The sequence below is a fragment of the Blautia sp. AM29-29 genome (genome assembly GCF_003480555.1).
Classification (GTDB): domain Bacteria; phylum Bacillota; class Clostridia; order Lachnospirales; family Lachnospiraceae; genus Fusicatenibacter; species Fusicatenibacter saccharivorans.
Window position 1 is genome coordinate 16,387 of record NZ_QUJD01000009.1, and the last position, 15,064, is coordinate 31,450.

At 48.9% G+C, this 15,064-nt stretch carries 16 protein-coding genes and 1 tRNA gene; 13 read left to right on the forward strand and 4 right to left on the reverse strand.

What is annotated here, in order from left to right; translation table 11 throughout:
• Positions 1 to 35: 35 nt before the first annotated feature.
• Positions 36 to 227 carry a hypothetical protein gene (locus DW769_RS07985; RefSeq protein WP_022461561.1) on the reverse strand — a complete coding sequence of 64 codons (192 nt, stop codon included), beginning with the start codon at positions 225 to 227 and terminating at the stop codon, positions 36 to 38.
• Positions 227 to 1,357 carry a glycoside hydrolase family 27 protein gene (locus DW769_RS07990; protein WP_117813728.1) on the reverse strand — a complete coding sequence of 377 codons (1,131 nt, stop codon included), beginning with the start codon at positions 1,355 to 1,357 and terminating at the stop codon, positions 227 to 229. The genes DW769_RS07985 and DW769_RS07990 overlap by 1 nt, the downstream gene beginning before the upstream one ends.
• 130 nt (positions 1,358 to 1,487) lie before the next feature.
• Here DW769_RS07990 and DW769_RS07995 point away from each other — a divergent pair, with 130 nt between their 5' ends.
• The gene (locus DW769_RS07995; RefSeq protein ID WP_117509373.1) at positions 1,488 to 2,291 is read left to right on the forward strand and encodes an AraC family transcriptional regulator; all 804 of its coding nucleotides are present in this window, start codon (positions 1,488 to 1,490) and stop codon (positions 2,289 to 2,291) included.
• A 10-nt stretch (positions 2,292 to 2,301) separates the two neighbouring features.
• On the opposite strand, the gene sigG is transcribed toward DW769_RS07995, so the two are convergent.
• Positions 2,302 to 3,087, reverse strand: coding sequence for an RNA polymerase sporulation sigma factor SigG (gene sigG, locus DW769_RS08000; RefSeq protein ID WP_055220491.1), 786 nt, complete (start codon positions 3,085 to 3,087; stop codon positions 2,302 to 2,304).
• Positions 3,088 to 3,307: 220 nt separating this feature from the next.
• Between sigG and DW769_RS08005 the strand changes: the two genes are divergently transcribed.
• From DW769_RS08005 to DW769_RS08020, 4 genes are all read left to right on the forward strand, one after another.
• The gene (locus DW769_RS08005) at positions 3,308 to 3,823 is read left to right on the forward strand and encodes a transcription repressor NadR (RefSeq protein WP_055220692.1); all 516 of its coding nucleotides are present in this window, start codon (positions 3,308 to 3,310) and stop codon (positions 3,821 to 3,823) included.
• A 153-nt stretch (positions 3,824 to 3,976) separates the two neighbouring features.
• Positions 3,977 to 4,050 (forward strand) — tRNA-Arg (locus DW769_RS08010).
• 200 nt (positions 4,051 to 4,250) lie between these two features.
• Entirely contained in the window at positions 4,251 to 5,753 is a 1,503-nt protein-coding gene (locus tag DW769_RS08015; RefSeq protein ID WP_055227939.1) for an alpha-N-arabinofuranosidase, read from the forward strand.
• A 61-nt stretch (positions 5,754 to 5,814) separates the two neighbouring features.
• The gene (locus DW769_RS08020; protein ID WP_055220495.1) at positions 5,815 to 6,069 is read left to right on the forward strand and encodes a DUF6171 family protein; all 255 of its coding nucleotides are present in this window, start codon (positions 5,815 to 5,817) and stop codon (positions 6,067 to 6,069) included.
• A gap of 83 nt (positions 6,070 to 6,152) precedes the next feature.
• On the opposite strand, the gene DW769_RS08025 is transcribed toward DW769_RS08020, so the two are convergent.
• Positions 6,153 to 7,505 (reverse strand): MATE family efflux transporter, encoded by a 1,353-nt coding sequence (locus tag DW769_RS08025; RefSeq protein ID WP_118750220.1) that lies wholly within the window; start codon positions 7,503 to 7,505, stop codon positions 6,153 to 6,155.
• Positions 7,506 to 7,689: 184 nt separating this feature from the next.
• Between DW769_RS08025 and DW769_RS08030 the strand changes: the two genes are divergently transcribed.
• The 8 genes from DW769_RS08030 (at position 7,690) to yqeC (ending at position 15,054) form a co-directional block, all read left to right on the forward strand.
• A complete protein-coding gene (locus DW769_RS08030) occupies positions 7,690 to 8,529 on the forward strand; it encodes a MerR family transcriptional regulator (protein ID WP_118750221.1) in 840 nt (279 codons plus the stop codon).
• 148 nt (positions 8,530 to 8,677) lie between these two features.
• Complete coding sequence (gene rfbB / locus DW769_RS08035; RefSeq protein ID WP_022461570.1) at positions 8,678 to 9,700, forward strand: dTDP-glucose 4,6-dehydratase; 1,023 nt, start codon at positions 8,678 to 8,680, stop codon at positions 9,698 to 9,700.
• 59 nt (positions 9,701 to 9,759) lie between these two features.
• On the forward strand, positions 9,760 to 10,941 hold the full coding sequence (locus DW769_RS08040) for a MerR family transcriptional regulator (RefSeq protein ID WP_055220499.1): 1,182 nt from the start codon (positions 9,760 to 9,762) through the stop codon (positions 10,939 to 10,941).
• Between the two features lie 189 nt (positions 10,942 to 11,130).
• The gene (locus tag DW769_RS08045) at positions 11,131 to 11,859 is read left to right on the forward strand and encodes a CpsB/CapC family capsule biosynthesis tyrosine phosphatase (RefSeq protein ID WP_055227942.1); all 729 of its coding nucleotides are present in this window, start codon (positions 11,131 to 11,133) and stop codon (positions 11,857 to 11,859) included.
• Positions 11,860 to 11,878: 19 nt separating this feature from the next.
• A complete protein-coding gene (locus DW769_RS08050) occupies positions 11,879 to 12,622 on the forward strand; it encodes a YveK family protein (protein ID WP_055228010.1) in 744 nt (247 codons plus the stop codon).
• A gap of 15 nt (positions 12,623 to 12,637) precedes the next feature.
• Positions 12,638 to 13,339, forward strand: coding sequence for a polysaccharide biosynthesis tyrosine autokinase (locus DW769_RS08055; RefSeq protein ID WP_055227943.1), 702 nt, complete (start codon positions 12,638 to 12,640; stop codon positions 13,337 to 13,339).
• 5 nt (positions 13,340 to 13,344) lie between these two features.
• A complete protein-coding gene (locus DW769_RS08060) occupies positions 13,345 to 14,079 on the forward strand; it encodes an immunoglobulin-like domain-containing protein (protein ID WP_118750222.1) in 735 nt (244 codons plus the stop codon).
• Positions 14,080 to 14,217: 138 nt separating this feature from the next.
• A complete protein-coding gene (yqeC, locus tag DW769_RS08065) occupies positions 14,218 to 15,054 on the forward strand; it encodes a selenium cofactor biosynthesis protein YqeC (protein ID WP_118750223.1) in 837 nt (278 codons plus the stop codon).
• The last annotated feature ends 10 nt before the right edge of the window (positions 15,055 to 15,064 follow it).

A 15,064-nucleotide genomic window follows, 5' to 3' on the forward strand; every position in this document is an offset into this window, starting at 1 on the left:
GAAATCCGGCTGTGTGCATTTCAGACAGTGTAGGTCTATACAAACAGTGTACACCCCTGTCGCTTGAACTGTTCGATCTTTTCGTCAATGAGCTCCGGCGTTACACCGAGATGCTCGGCAAGACACTGCTTGCAGAAAAACTGTTCTGCGCCGCGGTTGATAAATTTACGGTGGGCGCCGATCTCGTTATGTGTGAGTTCTTTGCCGCACTGCATACAGCGTGCCATCAGAGTTTTACGACCTTTGCACGGTATACTTTTGATGCAAACGGCTCGAGTTCTGTGACAAGGGATGCATTGTTTGCACACAGGTTCTCGCAGGTCCAGACCTCAGTAAGTTCCAGAGTACGGCCGGTGGAGAACGGAAGGCCGATTTCATCGAGATTCATGGCTGCACGTGATTTTTCATCACTGAGATTGAACATACCGATGGCGAGATCTCCGTCTGCGAGTGCCTTCACATAGATCAGAACGTTGTCATTCCATGCATGGTTTTTCACTTTATACGGCTGACGGCAGAGCGGATCCTGGTTGATGCGGATCATTTCGTCATTCATGAGAATGCGGCGGGTTTCGTCGCTCATCTCGCGGATGTCGCAGCCGATCATCAGCGGGGAGCCAAGGAATGCCCACAGTGCATAGTGTGTCTGATACTGGACATCGCTGCAGCCGGCCAGTCCAACATTTCCTTTTCCATGCATGCCGACGATCAGCATGTCCATATCGTTGAAGCAGCCGACGCCGTTGTACGGATGCAGTTTTTCCTGCTGTGCCACGAGATCTTTGACAGAATCCCAGGTATCAAAGATGTCGCCGGTGGAACGCCACATGGAAGCGCCGGTTTCTTTGATCCACTCATGCGTTTCATCAGCACCCCAGGAGCAGGCAGAGAAGAGAATGTCGCGGCCGCAGTTCTCGAGTGCCAGTCCCATGCGGCGGTACAGATATTTTCCGTGCAGGATCGGGCTGTGGTAGCAGTAGTCGTATTTTAAGAAATCAACATCCCAGGATGCGAAAGTTTCCGCATCGACAAATTCGTGCTCATAGCTGCCAGGGTAGCCGGCACACGTCATGTTTCCGGCGCAGGAATACATACCGAATTTCAGCCCTTTGGAATGAACGTAATCGGCAACGGCTTTCATACCATGCGGAAATTTTTCCGGATCCGGCACAAGACGGCCGTTTTCATCGCGTTCACGTAAAGACCAGCAGTCGTCGATGACAAGATATTCGTATCCTTTATCGCGCAGGCCGCTCTCGGCCATGACATCAGCAGTTTCAAAAATCATTTTTTCATTGATATTTTCTCCGAAGGTGTTCCAGGAATTCCAGCCCATCGGCGGTGTAAGTTTGATCATAGTATTGACCTCCCGTAAGTTTTGATGTACTTTGAGTATAGATGGATTTCCAGAGCGAAACCATGGAATTTTAAGACAAAAGCATGGATTTTTGCTTCATAAAGAATAAAATACGGGAAAAGGAAAGAATATGCTTGTATCAGAAATGAACGGGATCCGGCCTGTCGATGCCGGGCGGCAGGACTGCCATGATCTGCATTCCTGGGGGCCGGGTGTACGGCAGTGCTATATTATACATTATATTATAAGCGGAAAGGGAACGTTTACCTGCGGGAAAAAGACGTACACACTTACCGCCGGACAGAGCTTTTTAATCTGTCCAGAGCAGGTGGTGCAGTACGCGCCGGATGAGAACGAGCCGTGGGAATATGTGTGGGTTGATTTTGTCGGGGAACAATGCCGGCAGATTCTGGCACGGTCGGTACTGAACCCACAGCAGCCGGCGGCGCCGCCTCTCCGTCAGGAAAGGCTTCTGCCGTATTTTGAGCGTCTCTGCCAGATGGAACTCTATCGCCGGAACAGCCAGGAGGCCGTCGGTGTGCTGCTTGCGCTTCTGGGCGTGTACCAGGATCTGGCGGAGCCGCAGCGGGAGGAGAGAAAGAAGGAAGATCCGCGGATCATGGAAGCGATGGCTCTGATTGCCGCAGGGTATCACAGGAGTGAGTTCTGCGCGGAGACAATTGCGCGGAAAATGGCGGTCAGCCGCACAACGCTGAACCGTCTGTTTCAGAAGAAAATCGGCTGGTCACCAGGACAGTATCTGCTGGAATATCGGCTGCAGCAGTCAGAAAAGCTGCTGCAGATGGGGATGACGGTCAAACAGACGGCGCTGTCGTGCGGATTTGAAGATCCCTTTTACTATTCCCGTGTGTTCCGGAAACACTATGGAATGCCGCCGTCGGATTACCGGCTGGAGTTTGCAGAAATTCAGTGAACGGCGGGCGTTACCGCTCGTCGGAGAGATAATTCCGCATAGAGCGCAGGGCGGACTTTTCCAGCCGGCTGACCTGCGCCTGCGAGATGCCGATTTCCCGGGCAACCTCCATCTGGGTCTGCCCCTCATAGAAACGCATGCGGATGATCTGGCGTTCGCGCTCATTGAGACGGGCGACCGCGTCCTGCAGGGCGAGGTTCTGCACCCAGTTTTCTTCTTTATTTTTCTTATCACTTAACTGATCCATGACATACAGGGTATCGCCGCCTTCCGTGTAGACGGGCTCATACAGACTCATTGGGCTTTGGATTGCATCGAGGGCATAGACGATATCCTCTTTTCCAATGCCGATTTCAGCGGCGATTTCCTCGATCGAAGGCTCTTTCTGGTTCTGCTTGAGATAAAGTTCGCGGGCGCAGATGGCGCGGTAGGCAGTATCCCTGAGGGAACGGCTGACGCGGATCGCATTGTTGTCACGCAGATACCGCCGGATTTCACCGATGATCATCGGCACGGCATAGGTGGAGAAACGGACGTTTAAGGTCGTGTCGAAGTTATCAATCGCCTTAATCAGGCCGATACAGCCGATCTGAAAGAGATCGTCGGCGTTTTCACTGCTGTTGGAGAAGCGCTTGATCACGCTTAAGACAAGGCGCAGATTGCCCTGAATGTAGCGTTCGCGGGCAGCAGCATCTCCTTCGCGGGCCTTTTTCAGCAGAGTCTCTTTTTCTTCGGCATTCAGTACGGGAAGGCGTGATGTATTGACTCCGCACAGTTCAACTTTATTGATCGCCATGGTATGCATCCTCCTGAAACATGGAACGTATGGTTACCGTTCGTTACTGTTATACGTTCATGATTGGCAGTTGGCGGGACGAATATACGAGAGCCCGGAAAATTTCATAAAGTTTTAGTCCTTGACAAAGCTTTTGGAAAATGATTTCCTGCTATTGTAGAAACGGCGGAAAGTGTGATAAGATAAGGGAAGTGTACGAAATGCGAGGTCTTGTTTTATGATGAGTGGAAAGGAACGAAGAGAAGAGATTCTTCAAAGAATAACAAACAGTAAGACGCCGGTCTCCGGTGCAGCGCTGGCGAAGAGCTGTGAAGTCAGCCGTCAGGTGATTGTCCAGGACATTGCCCTGATCCGCGCTGCCGGATACGATGTGATTGCGACAAACCGCGGCTACATCTGCAGCAGCCCGGTGAGAGAGACGCGGGTCTTTGAGGTGAATCACACGGATGAGCAGATGCAGGACGAGCTGAATACAATTGTGGATTTCGGCGGCGTTGTGCTGGATGTGATTGTGCGTCACGAGGTTTACGGAGAACTGCGGGCGGAACTTAATATCAGTTCACGAAATAAGGTGGCACTGTTTATGGAAGAAATCCGGCAGGGAAAATCACGGCCGCTGAAGAATATCACATCAGGGGAACATTTTCATACCGTATCGGCAGACTCTGCGCAGACCCTGGATCTGATTGAAGAGGAACTGCGAAAGAAAGACTACCTGGTGCGGACTGTGAAATAGGGGAAAAAGCCCTTATTTTCACAAAAAACTGTTATTCGAAAAAATTTTAAATTTTTTTCAAAAAGGTGTTGACTTTTCTCTTAGGATAGTGTAATATACATGATGTCAGCGGGAACGAGTGATAAACAAAGAGTTCTAAAGCGACAAAGAAATGTGCGTTTAGCTCAGCTGGATAGAGCGTTTGGCTACGGACCAAAAGGTCGGGGGTTCGAATCCTCTAACGCACGGACGGTAACCGTCCTGGTGAAAACCAGGGCGGTTTTTTTGTATGCAGAATGAAAAATAAAACAAGCGGCCTTTTGGTCAGCAGCCAGACGGCCGCACTTTTTGAAAAAATCATGGGGAAACAACTTGTACGCTCATTGACACAAGTGAGATACATCTCCTATAATAAAGCCAAATTTAAGATCTCGAAAGGGGACAAGTTATGGCTAAGTTAGTAATTGATGCGAACAGAAAGCTTTCAAAAATCAATAAGGAAATCCAGGGACAGTTTTCGGAGCATCTGGGAAGATGTATTTATGAAGGACTCTATGTAGGAGAAAATTCCGATATTCCGAACGTGAACGGAATGCGTACCGATGTTGTTGAAGCACTGAAAAATATCAAAGTTCCGGTATTGCGCTGGCCGGGCGGATGTTTTGCAGATGAATATCACTGGAAAGACGGTATCGGACCGAAAGAAAGCCGCAAAAAAATGATCAACACCAACTGGGGCGGTGTTGTCGAGGACAACAGCTTCGGTACCCACGAGTTTTTTGAACTCTGCCGTCAGATCGGATGTGAAACCTATATCAACGGAAATATGGGAAGCGGTACTGTACAGGAGATGTCGGAGTGGGTTGAATATATGACATTTGACGGGGTATCTCCGATGGCAGACCTTCGTGCGGAAAATGGCCACGAAAAGCCGTGGACCGTCGATTTCTTCGGCATCGGCAATGAGAACTGGGGCTGCGGCGGAAATATGAATCCGGAATTCTACGGAAATATGTACCGCAGATATCAGACCTTTGTGCGTGATTACGATGGAAACAAAAAGATCCGGAAGATTGCCTGCGGCGCCAATTCGGATGATTATGAGTGGACGCAGGAAGTGATGAAAGCATGCTTCCGCAGAATCTCCCCACAGCAGCATGGCATGATGGATGGCCTGTCGCTTCATTACTATACGGTGCCGGAAACCTGGGATCACAAGGGAAGTGCAACGGAGTTTGCGGAAAAAGACTGGTATAAGACCATGAAAAAGACGATGTACATGGAAGAGCTGATCCGCCGCCACAGCGCCATTATGGATCAGTATGACCCGGACAAAAAGGTCGGTATGATCGTGGATGAGTGGGGTACCTGGTATGATGTAGAGCCTGGAACAAATCCGGGATTTCTGTATCAGCAGAATACCATGCGTGACGCACTGGTCGCAGGGATCAACCTGAATCTCTTCAACAAACACAGCGACCGTGTCAAGATGGCAAATATCGCACAGATGGTCAATGTTCTGCAGTCGATGATCCTGACAGAGGGTGAAAAAATGGTCAAAACTCCGACGTATCATGTTTTCGATCTGTATCAGGTACATCAGGAAAATGATCTTCTGGCAAGCTCTCTGGAAACGGAGCAGGTTGGTCTGGAAGACGAATACATGGTTCCGAATCTGACGGAATCTGTTTCGGTAGATGCCAACGGTGTACTTCATATCACGATGACGAATGTGGATCTGGAGAAAGCATATCCGGTAGAGGCGGTACTTCTCGGAAAAGAAGCCGGCGAGATCAAAGCCGAGATCGTAACCGGCCATATGCAGGATAAAAACACCTTTGAAGAGCCGGAGACGGTTGGCGTTCAGGGCTTTGACGGTGTGCAGGCAACAAAAGAGGGAATTTCCTTTACCATTCCGGCGTGCAGTGTGCTTCATATCGCCGTAAAATAGGAAAACCATAAAAACCAGAAGATATCTGGGATGAAAAAAGATTCGGTTCCGGAGGAGTTTGATGGACGGAAATACCAGGATCTGTAAAAAATGCCTGCTTCGTGAGATGGACGAGGCAGGCTTTTTTCAGAATATGTATGATTATATTGCAAGAATTCCGGCGGACGATAAAACGCCGGAGGAGGAATACGAGCGGCGGCTTTCCATCTGTAAGGAGTGTGAAAAGCTGCTGTCCGGCATGTGCCGCATGTGCGGCTGCTACGTGGAGATGCGGGCAGCGATTGCACTGCGGGACTGCCCGGGGAAAAAGTGGTAGCAAAAGAGAAACCCCGCACAGCGGATCCTGTGAAAACAACGGATCCCTGTGCGGGGTTTTGAGAATCAGCGAAGTCGGTAAGATCAGTTGGGACTTGTTTGCGTCTCCGTTGCGACTTTCGGATCCTTGAAATAGCGGGACAGCTTCGGCACGGAGATGAACAGCGTCAGAAATTCGGCGACCGGAATCGACAGCCACACACCGTTGGTGCCAAGCACGAGCGGCAGAAGCAGCGCGGAGAGAACGATAAAGACGAAGGTTCGCAAAAAAGAAATCAAAGCAGAGGTCTTTCCGTCTGACAGTGCCGTAAAAATGCCGGAGGCGACGATATTCGTACCGCAGAACAGGTAAGCGATGGAGAACAGATATCCGCCGTGGCGTGTCAGTTCAAAGCCGTACGTGCCTTTCTGCATGAAAACGGCGGAAATGACCGGAGAGCCGAAGGCGGCCACAAGTGCGATGATCACAGAGCTTACCACAACGAAGCGGATACTGATGCGGTAAAGCCGGATCAGCCGCTGTTTGTTCCGGCTGCCGTAGTTGAAGCTGAACACAGGTGCAACGCCGATACTGTAGCCGAGGTACAGCGCAACAAAGAGAAACTGTCCGTACAGAATCGCCGTGATGGCGGCAACACCGATTTCGCCCTCAAATTTCAGCATCAGCATGTTGAAAAGGTAAGTGACAACGGCTGCAGAAAGATTGCTGACCATCTCGGAGGAACCGTTGAAGCAGCTTGTGGAGAGCAGGCCTTTGGAAAATTCCGGACGGGTGAAGCGAAGGCCTTTGCGGGCGAAGGTAAAGTATAAAATGCCGGCAACGGCCGGAATGCACTGGCCAAGGCCGGTGGCAAGGGCAGCTCCGGCAACACCAAGATGGAGCGGAACGACAAACAGATAGTCCAGAAGCATGTTGGTAATGCCGGCGGACACCGTAAGGGAAAGTCCGAGTCCCGGGCGTCCTGCCGTTACAAAGAAGGACTGGAACAGCGCCTGGAGAAGACAGACAGGGGCAAAGGAAAGGATCGTCCGCAGATAGGCGATACCGTAATCCATCAGCACCGGCGTTGCACCGAGCAGACTGCAGATCTGACGGCAAAACAGGTTGCCGAGCACTGCACCCAGAATACCGATGATCAGTGTGGTAAGGGTAAGGGCAGAAAAGTTACGGTTGGCTTCCTCCTGTTTTCCCTGTCCGATCTTTGCAGCGACGACGGCGCTGCCTCCGGTACCGAACATGATGCCGACGGCAAGAAGAATGCTGACGGCAGGATAGACGATATTGGCGGCGGAAAGCGCCATGCTGTCCACGTACTGTGCGATGAAAAAGCCATCCACAATACTGTAGAGAGACATAAAGATCATCATGATGATCGATGGAAACGCAAACTTCAGCAGAGAGCGGAAGTTGAAATCTTTGGCGAGTGACTGACTCATAATCGAAAACCTCCTTTTTATGTGTGAAAAGCCTTTTTCAGACACGCTTTAGATGGGAAAGATTTCTTGTGAAAATTTGAATCGTTTGCTATTATAAAGGATAGGGTAACCCTATAGTCAAGTGCAAAAAAGGTGAAAAACAGGAAAAATTCCGAGAGCAAATGTTTAGGAAAAGGAGTAAGAAATGGGAAAACAGGAGTATTTAAGCGCAGGGCGATTTGCAGCGCTGGTAGGTACGACAAAGGAAACGCTCTTCCATTATGATGAGATTGGGCTGTTCGTACCAAAAAGAAGAGGGACAAACGGCTACCGGTATTATGCGATGGATCAGATGGAAACGTTTGATGTGATCGGAATGCTGCGGGAGCTGGGCATGCCGCTGGCAGAGATTCGAAATTATCTGGAACAGCGAAGTCCTGAAAAATTCGGAGTACTGCTGGAACAGGAGGAGAAGGTGGTGCGTGAAAAAATGCAGCGGCTCCGCGAGATGCAGCGCTGGATTGGGGAAAAGAAGCGGTTTCTGGCACAGGCATCGGCGGAATGCCGTGAGGCGTTTGAAAAAGATCCCTTCTGTCCTGTAGGGATTCATACCCTGCCATTGCAGTATCTTGTCACAAATCACAGCGAATCAGCGGATAATCTGGCAGTCAATCAGAAAATCGGAGAGCTCTATGCTTACTGCGGGCAATACGGAAATCGAAGTTCGTATAATGTGGGGTTTGTTCAGAAACGGGAAACACTGGAAACGGGGAATTTTCTGGATTACCGTGATTTCTATCTGATTTTTGATCGTGTGCCGGCGAAAGTGCGATACACGGTTCGGCCGGAGGGAGAGTATCTTTGCTATTATTATAAAGGACCATGGCAGGGAATTGAAGCGGCGTACCGGAAGCTGTTCCGGTATGCCACGGAACAGAGACTTTTGCTGGACGACCGCTTTTATGAGGAATATATGGTGGACGCGCTGACCAGTCAGGAAATGGAACAGTATATTACGAGAATCGCCGTAAAAATTCTAAGATAGACAGGGAGGAGGGGAAAAAACAAGATTTTCACAAACTTTTTTCATTCTCCTCTTGACCATGACGCAACGTCACCCATTATAGTGAGAGTACAACAAGTTGAATTGACATAAAACTGAGAAGATAAACACACCAAAAAGGAGAAAAAGCATGAAAGTATTAGTAACAGGCGGAGCCGGATTTATCGGCGGAAACTTCGTACATCATATGGTAAACAAATACCCGGATTATCAGATCGTAAACCTGGACCTGCTGACCTATGCGGGAAACCTGGAGACTCTGAAACCGGTTGAGGACAAACCAAACTACAAATTTGTAAAAGGTGATATCGCAGACGAAGCTTTCATCATGGATCTGTTTGAAAAAGAGAAATTTGACGTTGTTGTCAACTTCGCAGCAGAGAGCCATGTAGACCGTTCCATTGAGGATCCTGGCATCTTTGTTCAGACCAACGTAATGGGAACCCGTGTACTGCTGGATGCTTCCAGAAAATTCGGCGTAAAGAGATATCATCAGGTATCTACCGATGAGGTTTACGGAGACCTTCCGCTGGATCGCCCGGACCTGTTCTTTACAGAGAATACCCCGATCCACACCTCCAGCCCGTACTCTGCATCCAAAGCAAGCGCAGACCTGTTTGTACTGGCTTACCACAGAACCTTCGGTACCCCGGTTACCGTTTCCAGATGCTCTAACAACTACGGCCCGTATCACTTCCCGGAGAAGCTGATTCCGCTTATGATCAGCCGCGCACTGGCAGACGAAGAGCTTCCGGTATACGGAAACGGTGAGAATGTCAGAGACTGGCTGCACGTATCCGACCATTGCGAAGCAATCGACCTGATTATCCATAAAGGTAAAGTAGGCGAGGTTTACAACATTGGCGGACACAACGAGAGAACAAACCTTCAGGTAGTACAGACCATCCTGAAAGCTCTGGACAAACCGGAATCTCTGATCAAATACGTAAAAGACCGCCCGGGCCATGACAGAAGATATGCAATCGACCCGACCAAGATCGAGACTGAGCTTGGATGGAAACCAAAATACAATTTCGATACCGGAATTGCACAGACAATCCAGTGGTATCTGGACAATGAAGACTGGTGGAAACACATCATCAGCGGTGAGTATCAGAACTACTTCGCTGAGATGTATAAAGACCGTCTGTAAGAGAGAAAAGTGAAATGCAAAGGCCGCAAAAAAGCGGCTTTTGCGAAGGAGTGGTGGATATGGATCAATATTATACCACTGGTGAATTTGCCCGGATGGCCCATGTGACCATTCGGACAATTCGCTATTACGACAAAAAAGGGCTGCTGAAGCCGAGCTTTATTAACGAATCCGGTTATCGGATGTATTCGGATGAGGATTTTCTGAAGCTGCAGAAAATTTTATCGCTGAAATATCTCGGATTTTCCCTGAATGAGATCGGAAATATGACGATTCACGATACGAGTGCGGATATTCTGAAATCATTGAAAATGCAGATCGGACTTGTGCACAAGAAGATGGAAAATCTGGAGCAGATGGAAAAGGCGCTGCAGAATACGACACAGATTCTGGAGGAGACGAACCAGATCGACTGGACCGGCATTCTGAACCTGATTCATCTGACCGATATGGAAAAGATGCTGGTGGAGCAGTACAAAAACGGGGAAAACCTGAATATCCGTATTTCGCTGCACGAGCAGTATTCCCAAAATAAAAAGGGATGGTTCCCGTGGCTTCTGGAACAGATGGATTTTGACGGTGCGCGCCGGATTCTGGAGATCGGCTGCGGAAACGGGCAGCTCTGGAAAAAAGCGGAGCCATCCGTGCTGAAAGGAAAGTATATCTGTCTGTCTGACCTGTCGGACGGCATGATCCGGGATGCGGCGGAAAATCTGGGAGAAGAAAAGGCATTCTGTTTTGATTTCCGGACACTGGACTGCCAGAAGCTTCCGTTTCCGGATGCGGAATACGACCGGATTATTGCAAATCATGTTTTGTTCTATGTCCAGAATCTGTCCCGCGGTCTGCAGGAAATCAGCCGTGTGCTTTCAGATGACGGCGTGTTCTACTGCAGTACGTATGGAAAAGGCCATATGAAAGAGATTACCGATCTGGTACAGGAGTTTGATCCGCAGATCAATCTTTCGGAGGTGGCGCTGTATACTATTTTTGGTCTGGATCACGGAGAAAAGCAGTTAAAGCCTTATTTTGGCAGCGTAGAGAAAAGAATCTACGAGGACAGTCTCTGGGTCGACCGGCCGGAGCCGCTTCTGGACTATATCCTTTCCTGCCATGGAAATCAGAATGAGTATCTGTATCCGAGACAGCGGGAATTCAAAGAATTTCTGGAAAAGAAAATTCAGAAACACGGCGGAATTGCGATCACAAAAGAGGCAGGGGTTTTCATCTGCAGAAAATAACGGGAGAGGCCGACATGAAAATGGGGGTCTCTTTTTTATCCCTCATTTTAGGCAAGTTTGACAAAAATGTTAAAAAATAAATACAGAGTATGTTTTTTGTATTGCCAGAGATCACAAAAGGATGTATACTAAAGTAGAATGTCTAAGTATGCGTGACTTGAAGAAAGAACACAAAAAGAGGGATAAGGTATGAAGGAATTATTTGATGTACACTGCCATATGGTCCCGGGGGTAGACGACGGTGCAGCTGACCTGGAAGAGTCGCTGGCGATGCTGAAAATGCAGCACGAGGACGGGGTCAGGAAGATTATCATCACACCGCATTATCGGCGGCGGATGTTTGAAACACCGGCAAAAAAGGTACATGAGCAGTTTCTGAAACTGCAGGAAGCGGCAAAAAAGGAATATCCGGATATGTCGCTTTATCTCGGGTGTGAACTTCACTCGAACATGGATCTTCAGGATATCCTGGAAAAACGGAAATATGTGACCATGGCCGGTTCATCCTATGTTCTGTTGGAATTTTCCGAGGGAGATTCCGCACAGCATATCCGTGAGAGAGTCTACAATGTACTGTCCTGCGGTTATGAACCGATTATCGCGCATGTGGAGCGCTATCAGGCAACGGTAAAGAGCGTCGGATTTTCCAGCGATCTGGTGGATATGGGCGCAAGACTGCAGGTGAATGTGGAAAGTATACTTGGAAAGTATACGTGGGGGGCAAAACGCTACTGCAGAAAACTGATGAAGGAAGATCTGCTCGGTTTTGTCGGCAGCGATTCCCACAACACAAAAACACGTATTCCCAACATAGGAGCAGGCGCTGCCTATGTTTCAAAAAAAATGGGAGAGGCATATGCCGAAAGGATTTTCCACGATAATCCGATGGAAATCTTAAGGGATGCCGGAGAAATCTAAAAAAAGTCAGGAGAAGAAGATGGAAACGAATCAACAGAATCAGGATGAAATTGAAATCGATTTACTGGAACTGCTTCGTGTGCTCTGGAGCAAAATTGGCTATGTGATTTTAGCTGCATTGGCACTTGGCCTTCTGATGGTACTGGTCAGCAAAGTATTTATGAAGCCGCAGTATGAATCGACGACAAAAATGTATGTACTGTCAAAACAGGACAGTAGCAGTACTGTAACAAGTGGAGATCTGCAGGCAAGTTCTCTTTTAACCAAAGACTATGCGGAGCTGATTCAGAGCCGTCAGGTTGTTGAAACCGTTATTGCACAGTTAAATCTGGATCTTACCTATGAGGAGTTTTTGAACAAAATTACTGTTACTACACAGAACGATACGCGTATCCTTTCGATTACAGTAAAAGACGAAGATCCGTATGTAGCAAGCCAGATGGCGGATGCAATCCGTGTAGCAGCATCAGATCATATTCAGAACGTTATGAACACAGAAGCTGTAAATGTGGTAGATGAGGCGAATATTCCAGATGAGCCGGTAAGCCCAAGTATTAAGAAAAACGGGCTGATCGGTGCAATAGCAGGTGCATTTATCGCGATTGTCATCATCATTATTGTTTATCTGACAAATGACACCATCCAGACCTCCGAAGATGTAGAACGTTATCTGGGTGTCAGTACACTCGGCATAATTCCTCTTGCAGAAGGACAGAAAAAGAGCAAGAAGAAAAACAAAAACGGCCGTGGAAGAAAGAAATAAGGGAGGATACGGAACGTGAATCAGGTAGTAGTAAAACAGGAAAAATCAGGCTATCAGATTGTGGAAGCCTACAAATCTCTTCGGACCAACCTTCAGTTCTGCGGAGAAGATAAGAAAGTAATCGCGGTTACAAGCTGTACACCAAATGAGGGAAAGAGCAGTGTTTCTATGCAGCTCGGCATTTCTCTTGCAGAGAGCGGAAAAAGAGTGATTTTGATCGATGCCGATCTTCGGAAATCGGTTCTTCTTGGAAGAACGAAAACACAGAAATCTGTTCGCGGACTGGCACACTTCCTGTCCGGTCAGGCAACTCTGGAGGATGTCATCTGTTCTACCAATGTAAAGAACTTTTACATGATTTATTCCGGCCCGTTTCCGCCGAATCCGGCAGAGCTTCTGGGGGGAAAGAACTTCCGAAGTCTTTTAAATGCACTTCGTAAAGTTTACGATTATGTGATTGTGGATACTCCTCCGCTTGGAAGCGTTATCGACAGTGCAATCGTTGCAGAAATCTGTGATGGTTCAATCATGGTCATTGAGTCCGGTGTGATCAGCTATCGTTTTGCACAGGAAGTAAAGAGCCAGCTCGAGAGAAGTAACTGCCCGCTGCTTGGCGTTGTCCTGAACAAGGTGGATATGCAGAAACAGGCGTATGGTAAATACGGAAAATACGGTCAGTACAAATATGGAGATTACGGCCAGGAGGAGGACGATTAACTGCCATGAAAAAAGGGATTGTTGCAGGTTTGATTGTCCTGTGCGTGGCGCTAGGAGCCGGTACAGCAGCTGTCGTAGTGACGGACGACCGAAAAGGCCCGGAAATCGAGCTTCCAGCTGATGGGGATGTAACGTATGCGGAAGGCAGTGATACAGCGCCTTTGCTGGAAGGCGTTACTGCAACGGATGAGAAAGACGGAGATGTGACAGATTCGCTGGTGATTGAAAACATTTTCCCGAACGATGACCATACCAGTGCATCGGTTGTCTATGCGGCAAAGGACAGTCACAATAATGTATCAAAAGCAACACGCCGCGTGAATTATAAAGCTGCAGCGGAAGATACCCCGGCGGAAAATGAGGCTACGCAGGAAACGGATAACAGTGGGGCGGCAGATGAGTCTGCACCGGCAGCAGAGGAGCCGCAGCAGAATGACACAGAGGGCACAAAAAATGAGACAGATGCGCAGATGGAAATCGAAGCACTGCCGGCGGAAAGCCCAAAACTGTACCTGAATACGTATGAAGTAACAGTGGAAGCCGGGAACGATCTGGACAAAACCAGCTATATCAAAGAGATGACCGATGATGCAGACAGCCAGGAGTCACTCTTTAACCAGATTGAGATCGACGGCGATGTGGATACTGCAGTGGCGGGAGATTACACGCTGACGTATCATGTGACGGACAGCGATGGAAACAGATCAAATGCAGCGGTGCTTACCGTACACGTTCAGTAAGAATAGAAGAACTGCTCTGATGGGGATGCCCGATCGGGGCAGTTCTTTTTTCAAGTTTTTACGGCGCGAGTAAAATTTGACAGCCCAAAATGAGTATGGTAGAGTGAGAAAGAAAGACGGCAGAAGGGGGCAGAGGAGATGCTTCGAATCTGGCAGAAAACAGAAAAACAGAAGCTGGAGCCGGTAGGGATGGGAACGGCGTTCCCCTTTTTAAAGGAAAAGAACCATGTAGTTTCTATCATCGGCGGCGGCGGAAAAACGACGCTGCTGTACGAGATGGCAGGCTTTTGTGTAAAAAACGATCAGAAGGTACTGGTGACAACTTCGACGCACATTTATCGTCCGCCGAAGGAATGGCATGACCAGAGTCTGGAAGCGGTCGAAAGAAAATTTTGCACAGGCCGCGCAGCGATTATCGGGAGTGCCTGCCGGGATCCGGAAAAGCTTTCCATGCCGGAAACGGAACTATTTGAAGAGGCACGCAAAAAGGCCGATCTGACGCTGATCGAGGCGGACGGCGCAAGGCACCTGCCGTGCAAGGCACCGGCGGAACATGAACCGGCGCTGCTTTCCTCTTCAGATCTTGTGATTGGTGTGACAGGTCTTTCGGCACTGGGACAGCCGCTTGGCAAGGGCTGCTTTCGGGCAGAACGGGCGGCGGAACTGCTTGACTGTACGATGGAACACCATATCACGGAAGAAGATCTGGCACGGCTGATCGCATCGGAACAGGGACAGCAGAAGGATTTGAAAGGCAGAACGTTTTATGCGGTACTGCACCAGTATGAGGAAAAAGAACACCGGGCGGCCGCAGAGAAACTTGTGGAGCTGCTGCGCAGGCAGGGGATCGAGCATGTTCTGGTTACGTGCGCGACAGGAAACAGAAGACAAAGCGGTGAGAACACGAATCCCTGGTATGGGAGAGCAGAGCTTCCCGTGCGTGAAGCGGAAGAAGAGTGGGAACCCGGAGAATAAAACGGAAATA

What these genes read in the sequence shown, in the direction of transcription:
- DW769_RS08005 (WP_055220692.1), top strand. Translation starts at nt 3,308, where the DNA reads ATGAGTGGAAAGGAACGAAGAGAAGAGATTCTTCAAAGAATAACAAAC.
- sigG (WP_055220491.1), bottom strand. Translation starts at nt 3,087, where the DNA reads ATGGCGATCAATAAAGTTGAACTGTGCGGAGTCAATACATCACGCCTT.
- DW769_RS08020 (WP_055220495.1), top strand. Translation starts at nt 5,815, where the DNA reads ATGGACGGAAATACCAGGATCTGTAAAAAATGCCTGCTTCGTGAGATG.
- DW769_RS07985 (WP_022461561.1), bottom strand. Translation starts at nt 227, where the DNA reads ATGGCACGCTGTATGCAGTGCGGCAAAGAACTCACACATAACGAGATC.
- DW769_RS08040 (WP_055220499.1), top strand. Translation starts at nt 9,760, where the DNA reads ATGGATCAATATTATACCACTGGTGAATTTGCCCGGATGGCCCATGTG.
- DW769_RS08015 (WP_055227939.1), top strand. Translation starts at nt 4,251, where the DNA reads ATGGCTAAGTTAGTAATTGATGCGAACAGAAAGCTTTCAAAAATCAAT.
- DW769_RS07990 (WP_117813728.1), bottom strand. Translation starts at nt 1,357, where the DNA reads ATGATCAAACTTACACCGCCGATGGGCTGGAATTCCTGGAACACCTTC.
- DW769_RS07995 (WP_117509373.1), top strand. Translation starts at nt 1,488, where the DNA reads ATGCTTGTATCAGAAATGAACGGGATCCGGCCTGTCGATGCCGGGCGG.
- DW769_RS08025 (WP_118750220.1), bottom strand. Translation starts at nt 7,505, where the DNA reads ATGAGTCAGTCACTCGCCAAAGATTTCAACTTCCGCTCTCTGCTGAAG.
- rfbB (WP_022461570.1), top strand. Translation starts at nt 8,678, where the DNA reads ATGAAAGTATTAGTAACAGGCGGAGCCGGATTTATCGGCGGAAACTTC.
- yqeC (WP_118750223.1), top strand. Translation starts at nt 14,218, where the DNA reads ATGCTTCGAATCTGGCAGAAAACAGAAAAACAGAAGCTGGAGCCGGTA.
- DW769_RS08030 (WP_118750221.1), top strand. Translation starts at nt 7,690, where the DNA reads ATGGGAAAACAGGAGTATTTAAGCGCAGGGCGATTTGCAGCGCTGGTA.
- DW769_RS08060 (WP_118750222.1), top strand. Translation starts at nt 13,345, where the DNA reads ATGAAAAAAGGGATTGTTGCAGGTTTGATTGTCCTGTGCGTGGCGCTA.
- DW769_RS08050 (WP_055228010.1), top strand. Translation starts at nt 11,879, where the DNA reads ATGGAAACGAATCAACAGAATCAGGATGAAATTGAAATCGATTTACTG.
- DW769_RS08045 (WP_055227942.1), top strand. Translation starts at nt 11,131, where the DNA reads ATGAAGGAATTATTTGATGTACACTGCCATATGGTCCCGGGGGTAGAC.